The sequence below is a fragment of the Romboutsia sp. Marseille-P6047 genome (assembly GCF_900604535.1).
GTDB lineage: Bacteria > Bacillota > Clostridia > Peptostreptococcales > Peptostreptococcaceae > Romboutsia_E.
Map to the genome: position 1 here is coordinate 117,954 of NZ_UWOT01000009.1, position 19,098 is coordinate 137,051.

Here is a 19,098-nt window from a genome sequence, read left to right on the forward strand (position 1 = left end):
TTTTTAAAGTAAAGATATGTATAAATATGATTATATACTAAAAAATACAAATTATTACCTAAATAAAATAAAAATAATGATACAATGAAAATATATTTGAAAAAGGAGATTAAATATGAGCATTGAAGATCTACTTAAAAGAGCAAAAGATATAAATACTCATAAGTTAGAACAATTTAAAAATAGTGACTCTAAATTAAGGATTGGAATTATGGGGGGAACTTTTGATCCAATTCACTATGCACATTTAGCAACAGCAGAGTTTATTAGAGATAAGTATAAGTTAGATAAGATTATATTCATACCTACAGGAAATCCTCCTCATAAGTTAGAAAATGTAACTAATAAATATGATAGATATAATATGGTTTTAATATCTACAAGAAACAATGAGAACTTTATAGTATTGGATTTTGAAATAGAAAATGAAAATAAAACTTATACTGTAGATACACTTAGACATCTAAAAAAAGAATATAACAATTGTGAAATATTCTTTATAACAGGTGCAGATGCAATTTGTGATATTGAAACTTGGAAAGAAGTAGAGGAAAATTTTAAACTAGCTACTTTTATAGCAGCAACAAGACCGGGAATAAGTTTACTTGAAGCACAAGAGAAAATTGAAAATTTAGAAGAAAAATATAATGCTAAAATTATAAGCGTATATGTTCCATCTTTAGATATATCATCTACTTACATAAGGCAGCAACTAAAGTCTGGAAAGTCAGTGAAATATTTATTACCAGAAAATGTAGAAAAATATATGCGTGAGAAAAATTTATATAAAATAGGAGTAAAGTAAATGAATTTAACGGATATAAATGAAAAATTAAAAGATATGTTACCTAAAAGAAGATTAAATCATTCTTTAAATGTAGCAGAATGTGCAGTAAAGTTATGTGAAATATATAATTGTGATAATGAAAAAGCATACATAGCAGGTATAGTACATGATTGTGCTAAATATTTAACCTTAGAAGAAGTCGATTACTATGTTAGAAAATATAATATAAAATTAGATGAATTAGAAATGGAAAGTTTAGCTTTATCTCACAGTATTATAGGTTCATACATAGCTAGATATGAATTTGAAATAAATGACATAGAAATACTAGATGCTATAAGATATCATACAACAGGAAAAGAAAATATGTCATTATTAGAAAAAATAATTTATATGGCAGATTTAATAGAAAAAGATAGGAATTTTCCAAATGTAGATTTATTAAGAGAATTAACTTATAGTGGTAAATTAGATGAGGCATTACTCATATCATTTAATAACACGATAAAATTTGTAATAGATAATAATCAGTTGATACACCCAAGAACTGTAAGTGCACGTAATTATATAATGAAAAAATAACTAAAAAATTATTATTATGAAATAATAGTATATAATAGATAGATGCAGTTTAAAAATAAGATGCTTACTATACACTATTTATGATATAATAATAAAACGTGTTTAAAATTAGGAAAGTGAGGAATTAAAATGACAGTAAATGAAATGACGAAAGTAATATATGATGCAATAGACGATAAAATTGGTCAAGATATATCTATAATAAATATAGGAGCAGTATCTAGCTTATGTGATTACTTTGTAATAGCTACAGCTGGTTCTCAAAGACAAGTAAAAGCTATAGCTGATAATGTAGAAGATGAATTAACAAAGCTTGGAATAGAGCCAAGAGGAAAAGAAGGATATGAAAGTCAAACTTGGGTACTTCTTGATTATGGCGATGTTATAGTTCATATATTTAATGAAGAACAAAGAGGATTCTATAACCTAGAAAAATTATGGAAAGACGCTCCATACGTAGATATTGACACTTTAGCATAATAATGATAATATAATTAATTATAAATAATAAATATATCAAGTAGACTAGAGTAGTAAAAGCAAAAATTTTATCAGAGAGCTAGTGGTTGCTGTGAACTAGTAAATTAGAACTTTGAACTTGCTAGAAATAATCTATTTGGCCGTAGTTGGCATAAAAACTATCTAAGAGAGTCTAATTTTAGACTAATTAGGGTGGTACCGCGAAGATATAATCCTCGTCCCTAAACAATATTGTTTAGAGACTGAGGATTTTTTTATTATATAAGTTAAATTTATCTAAACATGGATAAAATAACTTTTATAGACTATTTTAATCAAAATATCAAAGGAGGAAATTTTAATGAGCGTTTACAATCATAAAAATGTAGAAGCTAAATGGCAAAAAACTTGGGCTGAAAATGATCAGTATAAAACTAATACACTAGATAATTCTAAGCCAAACTATTATACTTTAGAAATGTTCCCATATCCATCAGGGAAAATACATATGGGTCATGTTAGAAACTACTCTATAGGTGATGTTGTTGCTAGATTTAAAAAAATGGAAGGATATAATGTACTTCATCCAATGGGATGGGATTCATTTGGTCTTCCAGCAGAAAATGCAGCTATAAAGCATGGTATACATCCACATAAATGGACTATGGAAAATATAGAAGATATGAAAGGCCAATTAAAATTATTGGGTCTTAGCTATGACTGGGATAGAGAAGTTGCAACTTCTACTCCAGAATATTACAAATTTACTCAAGAAATATTTTTAAAATTCTTAGAACATGGATTAGCATATAAGAAGAAATCTTTTGTTAACTGGTGCCCATCTTGTGAAACAGTTCTTGCAAATGAGCAAGTTGTTCAAGGACAATGTGAAAGATGTGATTCTGTAGTTATAAAGAAAGATTTAGAACAATGGTACTTTAAAACTACTCACTATGCTGAAGAATTACTTCAAGATTTAAATACTTTAGATGGATGGCCAGATAAAGTTAAATTAATGCAAAAGAACTGGATAGGAAAAAGTACAGGTGCTGAAATAGTATTCGATATAGATGGAACTGATAAGTCTATGACAGTATTTACAACTAGACCAGATACTGTTCATGGTGTTACATATATGGTACTTGCTCCAGAGCATGATTTAGTTAAGGATCTAGTTGCTGGAACAGAATATGAAGCAGATGTAGAAAAGTTTGTTGCAAAAATGCACACAATGACAGAAATAGAAAGAACTTCTACAGATGTAGAAAAAGAAGGTATGTTTATAGGCAAATATGTAGTTAATCCTTTAACAGGAGAAAAAGCTCCAATATGGATAGCAAACTATGTATTAGCAGATTATGGTACAGGTGCTATAATGGCAGTTCCTGCTCATGATGAAAGAGATAGAGAATTTGCTGAAAAATACAACTTAGAGATATTACCAGTAATAGATGAAGAAAATAAAATGATAAACTCAGGTGAATTTAATGGAATGGATGCATCTGAAGCTTTCAATAAGATAATAGAAAAAATAGAAGAAATGAAAATAGGAAAGAAAACAGTTAACTATAGATTAAGAGACTGGTTACTTTCTAGACAAAGATACTGGGGATGTCCAATTCCAGTTGTTTACTGTGATGATTGTGGTGTAGTTCCAGAGAAAAAAGAAAATTTACCAGTATTATTACCAACAGATGTTGAGTTTACAGGTAAAGGTGAATCTCCACTTACAACTTCAAAAGAATTTATGACTACAGCTTGTCCTTGTTGTGGTAAACCAGCTAGAAGAGAAGTTGATACAATGGATACATTTGTGGATTCTTCTTGGTACTTCTTAAGATACATAGATCCTAAGAATACTGAAAATATATTTGACTCAGAAGTAGTTAATAAGTGGATGCCGGTTGACCAATATATAGGTGGTGTAGAGCATGCTATAATGCATTTACTGTACTCAAGATTCTTTGTAAAAGCATTTAATGATATGGGACTTGTTGACTTCAAAGAGCCATTTAAAAACTTATTAACTCAAGGTATGGTTCTTAAAGAAGGTACTAAGATGAGTAAGTCAAAAGGTAATGTAGTTTCTCCTCTTGAAATAATAGAAGAATTCGGGGCTGATACAGCGAGATTATTTGTACTATTTGCAGCACCGCCAGAAAGAGATTTAGATTGGTCTGAACAAGGTGTTGAAGGATGTTATAGATTCTTAAATAGAGTTTACAGATTAGTTGATGAATTAGCTGATATTGCTAAGGATGACTGTACTATAGGTGAATTAACTAAAGAAGATAAGGCTATGAGATATACAATTCATGCAACACTTAAAAAAGTTACAGAAGATTTAAGTGAAAAGTTTGGATTTAACACAGCTATATCTGCTTTAATGGAATTAATAAATGAAATGTATAAGTACAAAGAGTTAGATAATAGAAATAATGCAGTTATAAAAGAAGGTATAGAAACTATAGTAACTATACTTGCTCCATTTACTCCTCATATGGGAGAAGAATTATGGACTATGATAGGTAAAGAAGGCAGTGTATTTGATATAAGCTGGCCAAAATATGATGAAACTGCATTAGTTAAAGATGAAGTTGAAGTTGTAGTTCAAGTTAATGGTAAAGTAAGAGGAAAGTTAACAGTTGGAGCTAATGTATCTAGAGAAGAAATGGAAAGTTTAGCTATGGCAGATGAAAAAATAAAGGCTTTAGTTGATGGTAAAACTGTAATTAAAGTTATTGCAGTTCCTAAGAAATTAGTTAATATAGTTGTTAAATAACATATAAAGTATATAAAAGTAGGACTATTTTGTTTTATTTAAAACATAATAGTCCTACTTTTTATATACATAATTAAAATAGTGTTAAAAACACATATAATTAGTAACGTTATTATAAAATATTTAATTATAAAATAATTTATTGAAAATTATAATAAAATCATCTATAATTATAGGGAAAACACTTTCATAGTGTTAAAACTAAAGATTAGAGGGGGATTTATATGAATAAGAGGGGGATTTTAGCATTAGGATTATCAGCTACAATGTTATTTTCAATGGTAGGTTGTTCATCAAGTGATTCAGGAGATGGAACTAACTCATCAGATCAGCCTAAAATAGGTGCAACAGTTTATAAAGCAGATGATAACTTTATATCTGCAGTTAGTAGAGAGTTAAAGGAAAATGCTAAAGATGTAGCAGAAATAACAGTAGATGACTCCCAAAATGACCAAGCAAAACAATTAGATCAAATTGATACTATGATAGCTAAGGGTGCTAATGTATTAGCAATAAACTTAGTTGATCCAAAAGCCGCAAGTTCAGTGATAGAAAAGGCTCAAGCTTCAGATTTACCAGTAGTATTCTTTAATAAAGAGCCAGATGCAGATGCTTTAGCAAGTTACGACAAGGCATATTATGTAGGAACTGTATCTAAGGAATCAGGAGTTATTCAAGGAGAAGTTGTGGCTAAAGAATGGGAAGCTAACAAAGAAAAATGGGATAAAAATGGAGATGGAAAAATACAATATGTGTTAATAAAAGGAGAACCAGGACATCCAGATGCAGAAGCTAGAACTGAATGGGTTATAAAAACAGTAAATGAGAAAGGTATAGAAACTGAAGAATTAGCAATAGATACAGGTATGTGGGATGCAGCTAAAGCAACTGAAAAAATGGATGCATGGTTAGCTAAGTTTGGAGATAAAATAGAATTTGTAATTTGTAATAATGATGGTATGGCTTCAGGTGCTGTTGCTTCTCTTGAAAAAGAAGGATATTTTACAGGGGATAAATTTATGCCAGTTGTAGGTGTTGATGCTATACCTGAAATAGTAACTCTTATAGAGAATGATAAGGTTGTAGGGACAGTACTAAATGATGCTCCAAACCAAGCTAAAGCAGTTATTGATTTATGTGTAAATTTAGCTAACGGTAAAGATCCAGTAGAAGGAACAGAATGGAAGTTAGATGATACTAAAGCTGTTCGTGTACCATATATAGGAATTACTAAAGATAATTTAGATGAAGCTAAGTAATATAATATTATAAAGATTACTCAATACCTAAGAGCTTTTATAAATATAAAATAAGTTCTTAGGTATTAAATTAAAATATATAGGTAACGTCTAAAGGGGGTATCAACTATTGGATAAGATAGATAATAAATTCATCTTACAGATGATAAATATAACTAAAGAGTTTCCAGGTGTAAAAGCTTTAGATAATGTAAATTTAAATGTTAGACCAGGAACAGTACATGCCCTTATGGGAGAAAATGGTGCTGGAAAGTCAACTTTAATGAAATGCTTATTTGGAATTTATAAGAAAGACTCAGGGGAAATATACTTAGAAGGAAAAGAAATAGAATTTCAAAATACTAGACAAGCACTTGATAATGGTGTATCAATGGTTCATCAAGAACTAAATCAAGTTAGACAAAGAAATATATTAGATAATATTTGGCTTGGAAGATATCCTAAAAAAGGATTATTTATAGATGAAAATAAGATGTATAAAGATACTTTAGAAATTTTCAAGGATTTAGATATCGATGTAGATCCTAGAGAGAAAGTTGGAAATCTATCAGTATCTCAAATGCAAATGATAGAAATAGCAAAAGCAGTTTCTTATAATTCAAAAGTTATAGTTATGGATGAACCTACGTCATCTCTTACAGAAAAGGAAGTAGAACATTTATTTAGAATTATAACAAAGTTAAAAAATAAAAATGTAGCAATAATATATATATCACATAAGATGGAAGAGATATTAAAAATATCAGATGAAGTAACTGTAATGAGGGATGGACAATTAATAGAGACTAAGGATGCATCAGAGTTAACAACAGATAAGATTATAAGTATGATGGTTGGTAGGGATATGTCAAATAGATTCCCACCAAAAGAAAATCATCCTGGCGAAGTTATATTAGAAGTTGATGGGTTAAGTGAAAATACAAAGTTTGGGTTAAAAGATGTTAGTTTTAAACTAAGAAAAGGTGAAATACTTGGCATAGCTGGGTTAGTTGGATCGAAAAGAACTGAAGTTGTAGAAGCATTGTTTGGAATGAGAAATATAGATAAAGGAACAATTAAGCTACATGGAAAGTTGATTGAAAACAAAAATCCTAGAAAATCTATGGAAAATGGTTTTGCTTTAGTTACAGAAGAAAGAAGAACTACGGGAATATTTCCTCAACTTAGTATAAATTTTAACTCTGTTATATCGAATATGGATTCTTATAAATCTAATGTATTGTTTTTATCTGATAAGAAAATGGGAAAAGATACAAAGTGGGTTATAGATTCTATGAATGTAAAAACCCCATCGCAAAAAACTAGTATAGGAAGCTTATCAGGCGGTAACCAACAAAAAGTAATAATAGGAAGATGGTTACTAACTAATCCTGAAATACTTATGCTAGATGAACCTACAAGGGGAATAGATGTAGGAGCAAAATATGAAATATATCAACTTATAAATGACTTAGCAAGTAAAGAAAAAGGGATTATAATGATTTCCTCGGAAATGCCAGAACTTATAGGTGTAACAGATAGAATATTAGTAATGAGTAATGGTAGAGTTGCAGGAATTGTAGATTCAAAAAATACTACGCAAGAAGAGATAATGAAATTATCAGCGAAGTTTATAGAGGGGGATAGCCATGAAGACAAAGTCACTAACTAATGAAAAGCAATCTTTTAATATTATAGAGTGGGCTGGAAATAATGTAATACCAATAGTTCTGTTTATTATACTTATAGGTATAATTATAATAGAACCAAGCTTTCTTTCTATAAAAAACTTAACTAATATACTAGCACAATGTTCTACACGTATGATTATAGCACTAGGTATAGGTGGAATAATAGTAACTCAAGGTACAGATCTTTCTGCTGGTCGTATAATTGGTTTGGCTGCTGTAGTATCAGCATCATTGCTACAAGCAACAGACTATGCATATAGAATGTATCCTAATTTACAAAAATTGCCGGTGGTTGCAGTAATATTATTTGTAATGATAATATGTGGGATAATGGGTGGAATAAATGGATTTGCAGTTGCAAAATTAAAAACACCACCTTTTATAGCTACTATGGGGACTATGCTTTTGGCCTATGGTATAACAAGTTTATACTTTGATAGACCTCCATACGGAGCACAACCTATAGCAGGTCTTGATAAAGGATTTAAACAGTTAGCAGTTGGAGGTTTTCAATTAGGAGAGTTTAGATTACCATATCTTATAATTTATGCAGTAATAGCTTGTATAATAATGTGGCTTATATGGAATAAAACTAAGCTTGGTAAAAACATGTTTGCTATAGGAGGTAATCCAGAAGCAGCAGAAGTATCTGGTGTTAATGTTGTTAGAAATCTAATAATAATATACGTTATGGCAGGTCTTTTGTATGGACTTGCAGGATCTTTAGAAGCAGCTAGGGTAGGTAGTGCTACTAACAATACAGGACTAATGTATGAAATGGATGCTATTGCAGCTTGTGTTGTAGGAGGAGTATCTTTCTCTGGTGGTATTGGTAGTATAGGTGGAATAATAACTGGAGTATTAATATTCCAAGTTTTAAATTATGGATTATCATTTATTGGTGTAAGTACATACTTACAGTTTATTATAAAGGGGGTAATAATAATAGCGGCAGTTGCACTTGATACAAGAAAGTACATGAAGAAAAAATAATTTATAAATTTAATTTTAAAAATATAAAAAGACTATTTGTTCAGTGGCAAATAGTCTTTTTTTGTCAAAAAAATAATTAATTTATTTAATAATTATTGACTAAAGCTAGTTATTAATAATATAATTAGTTTGTGGAAAAAATAACACACTTAAATGTTAAAAAAATGACTATCTAAATCAATATGAATTTTAGGGGGACGATTATGTTACAAGTTACATTACAAGACATAAAGCAAGCAAAGGAAACTATAAAAGATATAGTTAAGAAAACTGATTTATTAGAATGTGCAGGCTTAAGTAATAAGGTCGATGCAAACGTTTTTTATAAATGCGAAAACCTACAAAGAACAGGGTCTTTCAAAGTAAGAGGAGCTTGTAATAAAATAGCAAATTTAACAGATGAAGAAAAAGCAAATGGAGTAATTGCATCAAGTGCAGGCAATCATGCTCAAGGGGTTGCATTAGGGGCTAAAATGAGCGGGATTAAATCTACAATAGTAATGCCTGCTACCGCACCATTATTAAAAATTTCTGCAACAAAAGGTTATGGAGCAGAAGTTGTTTTAAATGGATTAGTATACGATGATGCTTATGCAAAAGCAGTTGAAATACAAAAAGAAACTGGTGCAACATTTTTACATCCGTTTAATGATAAATATGTAATAGCAGGTCAAGGAACAATAGGGATTGAAATATTTGAACAATTAGATAATAAAGTTGATACAATTTTATGTCCAATAGGCGGAGGAGGATTAATAGCAGGTGTTGCAGTTGCAGCAAAAGCATTAAATCCAAACGTTAAAATAATAGGAGTACAGACTGCTAATATACCTTCTATGCATGAATCTGTAAAACATGGAGTAGTTACAACTGCGTTTAATGCTACTACAATAGCTGATGGTATAGCTGTTAAAACTCCTGGAGATATGACATTTGAAATAATAAATGAGTTAGTTGATGAAATAGTTCTTGTAGAAGAAGATGAAATAGCTCAAGGTATAGTGTACTTAATGGAAAACTTAAAAGTTGTAGCAGAAGGATCTGGTGCAGTAACAACTGCTGCATTGTTAAGTAAAAAATATGTTCCTAAATCAGATGAAAATATTGTTTGTATAATATCTGGTGGAAATGTAGATGTTAATAATTTATATAGAATAATAGGTACAGGACTAGCTAAAGAAGGTAGAAGATACTCATTTGGTGTAACAATGGTGGATCAACCAGGTGGATTCTCTCAATTAACAAAAATAATAAGTGAGAATAAAGCTAACATATTAAATGCAAATCAGTCTAGATTATCATCTGGAGCATATATAGGAAAACAACTTGCAGAATTTGTATTAGAAACATTTGACCATGATCATATAGAAAAAATAAAAAAAGATATAGAATCTGCTGGATTTGAGATAAAAGATTTATAAAATAATATATACAATTTTTATTATAGGGTAGTATAATATAAAGTAAAGTATTAAAGATTATATAGATTTTAGGAGGAATTAAAAATGAAACAACAAGTAATACATACTGATAATGCACCAAAAGCAATAGGACCATATTCTCAAGCTATAAAAGCTGGAAATTTATTATTTGTATCTGGACAAGTTCCTTTTGTACCAGAGACTATGGAAATAGTTGAAGGAGATGTTAAGGCTCAAACAAAGCAATCATTAGAAAATGTAGCGGCTATATTAAAAGAAGCAGGAGCTGATTTTTCAAATGTAGTTAAATCAACAGTATTCATAAAAGATATGAATGAATTTGCTTTAATAAATGAAGTTTATGCAGAGTTCTTTGGTGAAAACAAGCCAGCTAGAGCTTGTGTAGAAGTTGCTAGATTACCAAAAGATGTTAAAGTTGAGATAGAAGTTATAGCTGTAGTAGAATAATAAGCTTTAATTAAAATATAAAAAATGGCCAGTAGATGCTGGTCATTTTATATTCTATTAAATCTCAAAATAGTACGTAAACTAATAATTGGAAAATAAAAAAATATGAAAAAAAATATTCCATAAAAATGATTTTTTATATATAATATTAATTAGCAGATAACAAAAAATAAATTAAAGTATAGATGCTTTTATTTAATTAATAATAAGTATATATAATAGCTGCATAACTAATGCTATTAAATTTATATTTAACAAAATTAGATGCTTTTAGATTATTGGTATTAAATTAATTTTATTTAAGTTTTGTGAAAATGATTTCAGAAATTAATTTAATGAGACATTTAAGAAAGAAGAGGTAAAGCAATGGCTAAAGATTATAGTGTATTTGACGTTGTAGGACCAAATATGATAGGTCCATCTAGTTCCCATACTGCAGGAGCTGCAAGACTTGGAAAGACTGCTTCTAAAATAGCAGGTAAACCTGTAAAAGAAGTAAAATTCTATTTACATGGTTCTTTTGCAGAAACATATAAAGGTCATGGGACAGATAAAGCATTAGTTGGAGGAATATTAGGATTTGATCCAGAAGATGCTAGAATAAGAGACTCTTTTGACATAGCAAATGAAATGGGTGTTAAATTTGAATTTATAAAAACTGATTTAGGTGAAAATGAGCATCCTAATAGTGTAAGAATGGAAATGGTATTAGAAGATGGAAGTAAATGTGAAGTTAAAGGTGCTTCTATTGGTGGAGGTAACATAAAACTTACTGAAATGGATGGACTAGCTTTAGATTTCAATGGTGCTAAACCAGCTGTAATATTAGAAATAAAAGATATAACAGGAGCAGTATCTTTTGTAACTGGATTACTTGCTCACAATAATAAAAATATAGCTACAATGTCTACTAGTAGAATAGCAGGTTCTGAGTATACATTTGTGACTATAGAGACAGATGAGCCGTTAGAAAGAGATATATTAGATCAAATAAGTAAATTTGAAGTTGTAGCTAAAGCTGTAGTTTTAGACAAATTCTAGACAGTAAGGAGAGATAGACAATGAAATATAATTTCACAAGTGGACAAGAATTATTAGAAATGTGCGAAAAGTACAATATGAATATACATGAACTATGCTTAGAAAGAGAAGTTGAACTTTCAGGATTATCTAAAGAAGATATAAGAGCAAAAATGCAACATAGTTTAAATATAATGAAGGCAGCTACTGAAAAGGCTGTTGAAGAAGATATAAAATCAGTTGGTGGTCTTATAGGTGGAGAAGCTAAAAAATTAACTATATTTAGAAATAATTCTAAATCGGTTTGTGGACCATTAATGAATAAAGCATTAGTTGCTGCAATGGGAACTATGGAAGTTAATGCTTCTATGGGGCTTATAGTTGCTGCACCAACAGCAGGATCTTGTGGTATACTTCCTGGTGCTGTAGTTACTATAGGTAAAGAGTATGATATGACTGATGATCAAATGCTAGATGCATTATTTACAGCTTCTGCAATAGGAGCTATAATAACTAGAAATGCAACAGTTGCAGGTGCTGAAGGTGGATGTCAAGCTGAAACTGGTGCTGCTGCGGCAATGGCTGCTGCTGGTGTAGTTGAAATGATGGGTGGAAGCCCTAAACAAGCTTTACATGCTGCATCTCATTGCTTACAAAATGTAATGGGACTTGTATGTGACCCAATTGCAGGACTTGTTGAAGCTCCATGTCAAGGAAGAAACGCTATAGGAGTTGCAAATGCTTTAATATCTGCTGAATTATGCTTAGCAGGAATACTAAACATAATACCATTTGATGAAACAGTAGAAGCTATGTACAAAGTTGGTAAAGGATTACCACCTGAATTAAGAGAAACTGCTTTAGGTGGAGTTGCAGCTACTTGTACAGGATGTTCTTTAAGTAACAAAATATTTGGATAATATTAAAATATATAAAAAATACCTATGAATTTTCATAGGTATTTTTTTAATAATTAATATCTGCAGACTTTATATTATTTTTATCATGAGAACTACAAGGAGTAACTCCATAAACCATATTGCAAGTAGGGCATTTATCTACGTGTGTTTTCATAGTAAAGATTTCATTACAATTTACACATTCTAGGTTATGAGTAATTCTTAATGGGAAGTTATCTTTTCCCTTACTTCTTACTAAGTCAACTACATTCTTTCCATCGTTTTTATTGATATTTCCGCATCCACAGCTCATATATAAATTCCTCCAAAAAATATTTGTAATTAACATTATACATTAAATTATTTTATTATTCAGTAACATATGGTACAAGTATAACAAAATATTTTAAACTTAAAAAGGATTGGAATATCCAACCCTTTTATCTTCGTCTATTTTTAAATATTCTTTTTTTATAATATTTTTTTCTTTTCTTTCTTTTAATAATTAACCCTATAAAAATAATTATAATTATAGATATTACAACTAAAATACTAGTAAATATCACTTTGTTTTCAACAAGTGAACCAAATACACTATTAACATTACTTGTAGCAACTAAATTAATAGTAGTTTCAAGTTTTTTAGAATTGTATACTTCTAATGTTCCTACTTTATCGCCTTTTTTTATAGGAAGACTAATTTTATTTAGTTTAACCTTTGTTGTATAAGAACTAGTACTAGTTCCTTTTTTCAATAGAACTTTATAATTATATTCAGGCTCGTATATAAGTTCTTTTTGCTTAGAGAATAAAATTCTTTCACTACCAGTATATTTATCTTTAGTAATTATCGTCTTATTAGTATAATTGTCGAATCCATAGTCAAGTAGAGTTCTAGATGCAACATACATATCATCACCAGTAGATTTAAATACAGCTGATATTAAACGCATGCCATTTTTTACACCACTAGATAAAAGGCATCGACCTGCATCATCAGTATATCCAGTTTTTATACCATCTACAATATCGTATTTTATAGGAATTTCCTTACCATTATAAGTTATTTTCTCATCTGAAGTTAGAAATTTATTTGTATTAACAAAATATCTTTCAAATGGGTAAGCTTCAGTAGCAGGGAAAGATACTGATTTCATTTTTACAATTTCTCTAAAAATACTATTACTCATAGCTTCTCTGGCCATTAGAGCCATATCGTAAGCTGTAGTATAGTGATTTTCATCTGGTAATCCATGGGGATTATTGAAATGGGTATTTTTAGCTCCGATAGAATTTGCTTCTTCATTCATTAGTTTGGCGAATTCTTCAATAGAACCGCTTACATACTCGGCTAAAACTACAGCTACATCATTAGAAGAATGGATTAATAAACCTTCTAGCAATTCTCTTACAGTGAAAGTTTCTCCAATCTTTAAGTACATACTAGAACCATCAACATTAGGATCCTTTTCTATTGTTACCTTTTCACTAAGATTAGGCTTATATTTTAATACTAAGTAAGCCGTCCAAGCTTTTGTTGTTGATGCTGGATATATTTTATTATCAGCGTTTTTACTATATAAAACACGTCCAGTTTCATAGTCCATAAGAACACCTGATTCAGCAGGTATAGAAAGTTCCTCATTATCGGCAAATGATGTGTTTGCTGAGTTTAAAAATGTAGAGCAAGCTATAATGAATGTTACTAATAAAGATAGAAATTTTTTCATCTTTAACCTCCAAATTTTAAACTTATATTTTAGTATATCACATTTTAGTTAATAATTTAAACGAAGGGGTGAATTAAGTGAAAAAAAATAAAAAAAGTATAGTGTTTTTAGTGATTATATTTACATGTATTTTAGGATTTATTATAAAAAACAAATTAAATTTAACAGAAGATGTGTATGTAATCAGTCAAAGTGAAGAAAGAACAAAAGAAAGTATATTATTAGACAATAAAACTACTGAAGAAATGACTTCACAAAATAATATAAATTATAATAGTGATGTAGAGCAGTTAGTAACAATATATATAAGTGGACAAGTCAAAAATCCTGGTATAGTAACTTTAGAAAATGATAGAAGATTAGTTGATGCAATAGAAATTTTAGGTGGAGTTACAGAAGAGGCAGACCTAAATAAAGTAAATATGGCTTTAAAGATTGAAGATGAAGGTCACTATATAATTCCTAAACTAGGAGAAGAAGTTGAAACTCAAAGTATAGACTTAAATAGCACGGAAAATGCTAAGAATGAAAATGACAAAGTTAATATTAACATAGCAAATATAGATGAATTACAATCGTTGCCAGGGGTAGGAGAAGCTACGGCAAATAAAATTTTTAAATATAGAGAGGAAAATGGAGTCTTTAAAAACATAGAAGAAATAAAAAATGTAAATGGAATTGGAGATAAAAAATATGAAGGTTTAAGGGATTTAATAAGTATAAATTGATACAATAGTAATATGTAGACAAAATATAAATTTAAAATTTGAATATTTTCAACTACTTCGCCTGTTGTTTAAAATATGTTATTATATGTAAAGACAAGAAGGAAAGGAGGTCTTTTTATGGAAAAATATAAAAGACTCACAGAAATGACAACATCAGGAGGCTGAGCAGCCAAAATAGGGCCAGAGGTTCTGGCTTCAGTTTTAAGTCAACTTCCTAAGAATGATAATGATAGAATCAATAATTTATTGGTAGGTTTAGACACAGCAGATGATGCTGCAGTATATAAATTAAATGAAGAAATGGCATTAATACAAACATTAGACTTTTTTACACCAATGATAGATGATCCTTACATTTTTGGTCAAATAGCAGCAGCTAACTCATTATCGGATGTTTATGCTATGGGAGGGACTCCTACTGTTGCAATGAATATTGTTTGCTTCCCATCATGCCATGATATGGATGTATTAACTGAAATCATGAAGGGTGGATTTGATAAAGTAAAAGAAAGTGGAGCGCTTTTAGTAGGAGGCCATACTGTTGATGACAAAGAGCCCAAGTATGGATTGTCAGTTTCAGGAATAGTACATCCAAATAAAGTACTATCAAATGCTACATCAAAACCAGGAGATGTACTTATACTTACAAAACCATTAGGTGTAGGAATATTAAATACAGCCATGAAAGCTAATTTAATAAGTGAAGAGACAGAGAAAAAAGTTATCGAAGTAATGACGCATCTTAATAAATATGCAGCTAAGAGCTTTGAGAACATAAATGTAAACTCAGTTACAGATATAACAGGATTCGGATTACTAGGCCATGCGCTTGAAATGGCAAAAGCATCTAATGTAAGTATACATATAGATTCAAAAGAAGTTCCTATATTAGATGAATCAATAGATATGGCTACTATGGGAATTATACCTGCTGGAATGTATAGAAATAAGCAATATATAGAATGTGATGTAGATATTATAGATGTAGATGAAGCTATAAGAGATATTTTATATGATCCTCAAACTTCAGGAGGATTATTGGTATCAGTTCAAAGAGAATATGCAGAACAACTTATAATTGATATGAAAAATAATGGTTCAATAGAAGCAAAGATAATAGGATATGTAACATCAAAAGAGGAAAAATATATTACTGTTAGATAAAATAACTAATTTATAATATAAGAAAGAGTGAGTGTTTTGGATAAAAAGAAGCTGTTTGCTATGTTGCCCTCAGTTGATGAAGTATTGGGAAATGAAAAAATAAAAAATATAATAGAGAATTATCCTAGAGCTTTAGTTTTAGATTCTATAAGAGAAATTATAGATGAAAAAAGACAATTAATAATATCCTTAGATGAAAAAAATGAAATCATTGATATAAATTTAAAAAGTATAATTAAAGAATCTACTGAAAGAGTTGTACTAAATTACTCTCTATCTTTAGAAAAAGTTATAAATGGGACGGGAGTAATATTACATACTAACTTAGGTAGATCTTTGCTTAGTGAAAGTATAAAAGAAGATGTTTGGCAAATTGCATCTAGGTATTCAAATCTAGAGTATAACATTGATAGTGGAAAAAGAGGGTCTAGATATACACATTTAGTTCAAATGATAAAAAAGCTTACTAAATCTGAAGATGTTTTAGTTGTTAATAATAATGCAGCAGCTGTACTTCTTGTTTTAAATACTTTAGCTAAAGATGGTGAAGCTATAGTATCTAGAGGTGAACTAGTAGAGGTTGGCGGTGCATTTAGAATACCAAGTATAATGTCTTTAAGTGGAGCGGAATTAGTAGAAGTTGGATCTACGAATAAAACACATATTGATGATTATGAAGATGCTATAAACGAAAATACAAAAGTATTAATGAAGGTTCATACTAGTAATTATAAGATACTAGGATTTACAGAATCTGTTGAAATAAAAGAATTATCTAAGATAAGTAAAAAGTATAATATACCACTTATTGAGGACCTAGGTAGTGGTGTTTTTATAGATTTATCCAAGTATGGATTATCATATGAGCCGACCATTTTGGATTCTATAAATCAAGGTGCGGATATTGTTACGTTTAGCGGAGATAAAATGTTAGGTGGGCCACAAGCTGGAATTATAGTTGGAAAAAAAGTATATATAGAAAAGATGAAAAAAAATCAATTAACTAGAGCCTTAAGAGTAGATAAAATGACAATAGGAGCACTAGAGGCTACTTTAAGATTGTATCTAGATGAAGATAAAGCTATTAAAGAAATACCAACATTAAGGATGTTAACATATACGTTAGATGAACTAAGTGAAAAATCAAAAAAATTATATGAAATTTTACTTGATTTAAACTTAGATATTGATATAAATATAGAAAATGGTTTTTCTCAAGTTGGAGGTGGATCTATGCCTACTGAAAATTTAGATACATATTTAATAAGTATAATACCAAAAAATATGAGTGTATCGTCACTTGAAAGAAAATTAAGACTAAGTGATTCTCATATAATAGGTAGGATTTATGAAAATAAATATTTGTTAGATATTAGAACTATATTTGATGATGAATTTGAAGATATAGCAAAAGAACTAAGTATGGTTTTTAGATAAAATTTTGATAGGGGGTTTATATGAAAAATATTATAATAGGAACTGCAGGACATATAGATCATGGAAAGACTACCCTTATAAAAGCTCTTACAGGAAGAGATACAGACACATTAGATGAAGAGAAGCGAAGAGGGATCTCAATAAATTTAGGTTTTACATATTTTGATTTACCGGGTAATAAAAGAGTTGGTATAGTCGATGTACCAGGTCATGAAAAATTTATTAAAAATATGTTAGCTGGAGTAGCTGGAATTGATATTGTTTTATTAGTTATTTCTTGTGAAGAAGGTGTCATGCCACAAACAGTAGAGCATCTAGATATATTAAACTTCCTAAATGTAAAAAAAGGAATAGTAGTGTTAACTAAATGTGAAAATGTAGATAATGAATTTAAAGAATTAGTAAAGTCGGATATAAAAGAAAAATTAAAAGGTAGTTTTCTTGAAAATACTGATATAGTAGAAGTAGATTCTATATCTAAATATGGAATTGATAAACTAAAACAAAAAATAGAATTACTAAGTGATAAAACTGAAAATAAAAATGAAGACTTTCCACCTAGACTAAACATAGATAGAGTTTTTTCCTTAAAAGGTTTTGGAACAATAGTAACAGGAACCTTGATTGAAGGAAAAATTAATATTAATGATGAGTTAGAAATATACCCTAAAAACTTAAAAGCAAAAATAAGAGGAATTCAAGTTCATGGAAAAAATGTAGAAACGGCGTATGCAGGTCAAAGAACGGCTATAAATATTTCTAATTTAAAAATAGAAGATATAGAGCGCGGAGATACACTTGCATTACCGAATGCTTTAAAAGAATCTAATATGATAGATGTTAGAATTTCGCTAGTGGATCATACAAATAAAGAGTTAAAATATTGGGATAGAGTTAAAATTTATCATGGTGCAAAAGAAACTTTATGTAGAATAGTTCCCTTAGATAAAGAGAATATAAAGCATAATGAAGATGCATATGTTCAACTAAGGTTAGAGGAAAATATAGTAGTAAAAAAAGGAGATAGATTTATTATTAGAACATACTCACCTATGGAAACTATAGGTGGAGGTATAGTAATAGATACTTGTGTTAGGAAGCATAAAAGGTTTGATGAAAATGTTATTCGAGAATTGAGAATAAAAGAAAATGGTAATAGCAAAGACATTATAGAAGAATATTTGAAAAACAATAAGGATAAGTATACATCTATTACAGATTTAATGTCATATACTGGTTTTAATAAAGAAAGTATAAATAATAACATAGATAAACTTGTATTTGAAAAAAAAGTAGTTTTAATTAATAATTATTACCTACACATTAATCAATATAAAAATATAGAAAAAAATATACTAAATATACTAACAGATTATCATAAAAACTTTAGATTAAGGAACGGTATATCAAAAGAAGAAATTAGGAGTAAAATTGATCCTAATTTAAAAAGTAAAGATATAGATAGTATTATAAATAATTTATGTGATGATAAACAGATTAAGAATGTAAAAAATTTAATATCACTATATGAGTTTAAGATTACATTAAATGATAAACAAAAAGAAATTAAAGCTTATATAAAAGATAAGTTAAATAATGCAGGCTTAAAATCGTTATTAACCATAGAAGAATTTTCTAAGGATATATATTATAAAGAAGTGTTAGAGTATATGATAGGTAAAGATGCTATAGTTTTAGA

At 29.2% G+C, this 19,098-nt stretch carries 17 protein-coding genes and 1 other annotated feature; of the genes, 15 read left to right on the forward strand and 2 right to left on the reverse strand.

Going from position 1 to position 19,098, the window contains the following annotated elements; genetic code table 11:
• Window positions 1–115 precede the first annotated feature (115 nt).
• The 11 genes from nadD (at window position 116) to sdaAA (ending at window position 12,361) form a co-directional block, all read left to right on the forward strand.
• The gene (nadD, locus tag EIH23_RS10760; RefSeq protein WP_122640294.1) at window positions 116–805 is read left to right on the forward strand and encodes a nicotinate-nucleotide adenylyltransferase; all 690 of its coding nucleotides are present in this window, start codon (window positions 116–118) and stop codon (window positions 803–805) included.
• Window positions 806–1,369 carry a bis(5'-nucleosyl)-tetraphosphatase (symmetrical) YqeK gene (gene yqeK / locus EIH23_RS10765; protein WP_122640295.1) on the forward strand — a complete coding sequence of 188 codons (564 nt, stop codon included), beginning with the start codon at window positions 806–808 and terminating at the stop codon, window positions 1,367–1,369. It begins immediately after the preceding gene.
• Between the two features lie 129 nt (window positions 1,370–1,498).
• Complete coding sequence (rsfS, locus tag EIH23_RS10770; protein ID WP_122640296.1) at window positions 1,499–1,849, forward strand: ribosome silencing factor; 351 nt, start codon at window positions 1,499–1,501, stop codon at window positions 1,847–1,849.
• A 31-nt stretch (window positions 1,850–1,880) separates the two neighbouring features.
• Window positions 1,881–2,075: a binding site (T-box leader), on the forward strand.
• 114 nt (window positions 2,076–2,189) lie between these two features.
• Window positions 2,190–4,610 (forward strand): leucine--tRNA ligase, encoded by a 2,421-nt coding sequence (leuS, locus tag EIH23_RS10775; protein ID WP_122640297.1) that lies wholly within the window; start codon window positions 2,190–2,192, stop codon window positions 4,608–4,610.
• 224 nt (window positions 4,611–4,834) lie between these two features.
• Entirely contained in the window at window positions 4,835–5,869 is a 1,035-nt protein-coding gene (gene mglB, locus EIH23_RS10780) for a galactose/glucose ABC transporter substrate-binding protein MglB (RefSeq protein WP_122640298.1), read from the forward strand.
• 109 nt (window positions 5,870–5,978) lie between these two features.
• Window positions 5,979–7,520 carry a galactose/methyl galactoside ABC transporter ATP-binding protein MglA gene (mglA, locus tag EIH23_RS10785; protein ID WP_279309971.1) on the forward strand — a complete coding sequence of 514 codons (1,542 nt, stop codon included), beginning with the start codon at window positions 5,979–5,981 and terminating at the stop codon, window positions 7,518–7,520.
• The gene (mglC, locus tag EIH23_RS10790) at window positions 7,498–8,532 is read left to right on the forward strand and encodes a galactose/methyl galactoside ABC transporter permease MglC (protein WP_122640299.1); all 1,035 of its coding nucleotides are present in this window, start codon (window positions 7,498–7,500) and stop codon (window positions 8,530–8,532) included. Before mglA ends, mglC begins: the two co-directional genes overlap by 23 nt.
• A gap of 203 nt (window positions 8,533–8,735) precedes the next feature.
• The gene (gene ilvA, locus EIH23_RS10795; protein WP_122640300.1) at window positions 8,736–9,953 is read left to right on the forward strand and encodes a threonine ammonia-lyase; all 1,218 of its coding nucleotides are present in this window, start codon (window positions 8,736–8,738) and stop codon (window positions 9,951–9,953) included.
• An 84-nt stretch (window positions 9,954–10,037) separates the two neighbouring features.
• Window positions 10,038–10,421, forward strand: a complete 384-nt coding sequence (locus EIH23_RS10800) for a RidA family protein (protein WP_122640301.1) — start codon at window positions 10,038–10,040, stop codon at window positions 10,419–10,421.
• Window positions 10,422–10,787: 366 nt separating this feature from the next.
• Window positions 10,788–11,462: an L-serine ammonia-lyase, iron-sulfur-dependent subunit beta gene (gene sdaAB / locus EIH23_RS10805; protein ID WP_122640302.1), complete on the forward strand. Its 675-nt coding sequence runs from the start codon at window positions 10,788–10,790 to the stop codon at window positions 11,460–11,462.
• Between the two features lie 20 nt (window positions 11,463–11,482).
• The gene (sdaAA, locus tag EIH23_RS10810) at window positions 11,483–12,361 is read left to right on the forward strand and encodes an L-serine ammonia-lyase, iron-sulfur-dependent, subunit alpha (RefSeq protein WP_122640303.1); all 879 of its coding nucleotides are present in this window, start codon (window positions 11,483–11,485) and stop codon (window positions 12,359–12,361) included.
• Between the two features lie 46 nt (window positions 12,362–12,407).
• Here the strand turns inward: sdaAA and EIH23_RS10815 are convergent, their stop codons facing one another.
• Window positions 12,408–12,653, reverse strand: coding sequence for a hypothetical protein (locus EIH23_RS10815; protein ID WP_122640304.1), 246 nt, complete (start codon window positions 12,651–12,653; stop codon window positions 12,408–12,410).
• Window positions 12,654–12,780: 127 nt separating this feature from the next.
• Window positions 12,781–14,070: a D-alanyl-D-alanine carboxypeptidase family protein gene (locus EIH23_RS10820; protein WP_122640305.1), complete on the reverse strand. Its 1,290-nt coding sequence runs from the start codon at window positions 14,068–14,070 to the stop codon at window positions 12,781–12,783.
• Window positions 14,071–14,147: 77 nt separating this feature from the next.
• On the opposite strand from EIH23_RS10820, the gene EIH23_RS10825 reads away from it, so the two are divergent.
• The 4 genes from EIH23_RS10825 to selB form a co-directional block, all read left to right on the forward strand.
• On the forward strand, window positions 14,148–14,798 hold the full coding sequence (locus tag EIH23_RS10825; protein ID WP_243113395.1) for a helix-hairpin-helix domain-containing protein: 651 nt from the start codon (window positions 14,148–14,150) through the stop codon (window positions 14,796–14,798).
• A gap of 117 nt (window positions 14,799–14,915) precedes the next feature.
• A complete protein-coding gene (selD, locus tag EIH23_RS10830; protein WP_122640306.1) occupies window positions 14,916–15,962 on the forward strand; it encodes a selenide, water dikinase SelD in 1,047 nt (348 codons plus the stop codon).
• A gap of 60 nt (window positions 15,963–16,022) precedes the next feature.
• Window positions 16,023–17,399 (forward strand): L-seryl-tRNA(Sec) selenium transferase, encoded by a 1,377-nt coding sequence (gene selA / locus EIH23_RS10835; RefSeq protein WP_243113398.1) that lies wholly within the window; start codon window positions 16,023–16,025, stop codon window positions 17,397–17,399.
• A 20-nt stretch (window positions 17,400–17,419) separates the two neighbouring features.
• Window positions 17,420–19,098 (forward strand): selenocysteine-specific translation elongation factor (gene selB, locus EIH23_RS10840; RefSeq protein WP_122640308.1); only part of this gene is annotated, 1,679 nt, incomplete at its 3' end.

Excerpts from the sequence above, each read along its gene's own strand:
- nadD (WP_122640294.1), top strand. The coding sequence starts at position 116 with ATGAGCATTGAAGATCTACTTAAAAGAGCAAAAGATATAAATACTCAT.
- yqeK (WP_122640295.1), top strand. The coding sequence starts at position 806 with ATGAATTTAACGGATATAAATGAAAAATTAAAAGATATGTTACCTAAA.
- rsfS (WP_122640296.1), top strand. The coding sequence starts at position 1,499 with ATGACAGTAAATGAAATGACGAAAGTAATATATGATGCAATAGACGAT.
- leuS (WP_122640297.1), top strand. The coding sequence starts at position 2,190 with ATGAGCGTTTACAATCATAAAAATGTAGAAGCTAAATGGCAAAAAACT.
- mglB (WP_122640298.1), top strand. The coding sequence starts at position 4,835 with ATGAATAAGAGGGGGATTTTAGCATTAGGATTATCAGCTACAATGTTA.
- mglC (WP_122640299.1), top strand. The coding sequence starts at position 7,498 with ATGAAGACAAAGTCACTAACTAATGAAAAGCAATCTTTTAATATTATA.
- ilvA (WP_122640300.1), top strand. The coding sequence starts at position 8,736 with ATGTTACAAGTTACATTACAAGACATAAAGCAAGCAAAGGAAACTATA.
- EIH23_RS10800 (WP_122640301.1), top strand. The coding sequence starts at position 10,038 with ATGAAACAACAAGTAATACATACTGATAATGCACCAAAAGCAATAGGA.
- sdaAB (WP_122640302.1), top strand. The coding sequence starts at position 10,788 with ATGGCTAAAGATTATAGTGTATTTGACGTTGTAGGACCAAATATGATA.
- sdaAA (WP_122640303.1), top strand. The coding sequence starts at position 11,483 with ATGAAATATAATTTCACAAGTGGACAAGAATTATTAGAAATGTGCGAA.
- EIH23_RS10815 (WP_122640304.1), bottom strand. The coding sequence starts at position 12,653 with ATGAGCTGTGGATGCGGAAATATCAATAAAAACGATGGAAAGAATGTA.
- EIH23_RS10820 (WP_122640305.1), bottom strand. The coding sequence starts at position 14,070 with ATGAAAAAATTTCTATCTTTATTAGTAACATTCATTATAGCTTGCTCT.
- selA (WP_243113398.1), top strand. The coding sequence starts at position 16,023 with ATGTTGCCCTCAGTTGATGAAGTATTGGGAAATGAAAAAATAAAAAAT.